The organism is Pseudanabaena sp. SR411 (assembly GCF_002251945.1).
Classification (GTDB): Bacteria; Cyanobacteriota; Cyanobacteriia; order Pseudanabaenales; family Pseudanabaenaceae; genus Pseudanabaena.
The window spans coordinates 1-1,227 of sequence record NZ_NDHW01000257.1 but is presented as its reverse complement, the minus strand read 5'-3'; the positions used below and the strand labels follow the sequence as shown (position 1 = coordinate 1,227).

Genomic DNA, 1,227 nt, shown 5'->3' with positions numbered 1-1,227 from the left:
TCTTCTTCACTTAACTTCACTTTGTATCGTTTTGCTGGCATAGCTTTTTCCTTAGCTCTTTCCTATGCCTTTATTTTACCCGTCAATTATCCTTTGACTGTCTACTAGCCAATTTAATCCAACTAGGAACTTTGGCAAGAGAAAATGCGAACGATTTGCCCCTATTACCAGTACGACTACATTTACTATTCCGTAGTATTGAGGGGCTATTTGCTTGTGTAAATCCTGAATGTTCGGGGAAAGAGTGCGATCCGCACAACCCTAGTCCTAATCGCTATGGTCGTCTCTATCTCAGCGAAAAAACTAAATGCGAAGATTGCCAAGCCCCTGTGATCGAGCTGTCTAGTTGTCGTAAATGTGGACAGGCTTATAGTTTAGTCAGGCTTGCTGGCAATCAGCTTACAACTTTACCGCGATCGCTTGCTGCTATCGAAAACAAGGACAATATTTATACTCTTACTTCAGGCGGTTTAGATAGCATTACCGAGGATGAGGAAGAAGAGACAGAATTTCCAGAACCTAATCCTGAAGATCAAAACAGCCTGAGTTTTTCTCAATTTATCCTGTATGAAGAAAATCATGGTATGGGTTGGCTAGGACAGCCAATTTTGAACTTACCAGAGGTAACACCCAAAGGGAAATCAAAAGCTAAATCTAAATCACCTTCAAAATCAAGCCAAAATCTTCCACCTGTCAATGGCAAACAATATCATTTAGTTCTGCATCTGGATAAAGACAACAAAGTGGGATACTTACCCAAATGTCCTGCCTGTGGTGCGGGACGAAGTGATACTCCTAGTTTACGGCGCTTTGCATCTAGTACAGACGCACCGCTTGAAGTGATTATTGATAGTCTATTTGGGCTATTACCTGAACCAATTCAAAGTGATGAAAATACAAATATTTCCACCAAGCGCAAACTCTTGACTTTCTCTGATGGTCGTCAAGACGCATCATTTTTTGCATCTCACTATCAGCGCACCCATACTGAAGCTCTGTATCGACAAACTGTATGGCAAGCTTTTCAGAATGACAAAAATAGTGATGGAATTGCTTCAATTGGTAGTGTAGAACAAAAGCTCTATCAACAATTTTTACAAAATTCTATTCCGCATCCCGATCGCAATAGTGAATGGCATCATCGTAGCCCACATTCCGCTCGTAATGGAATGAGAAAAACAATTACGAAACAGGTGCAGGGAGCAAATAATAGCGTTGGCAGGTGGG

At 41.2% G+C, this 1,227-nt stretch carries 1 pseudogene; it reads left to right on the top strand.

What is annotated here, in order from left to right:
• Positions 1 to 131 precede the first annotated feature (131 nt).
• Positions 132 to 1,227, top strand: a pseudogene (locus B9G53_RS27780) (hypothetical protein); the annotation flags it as partial.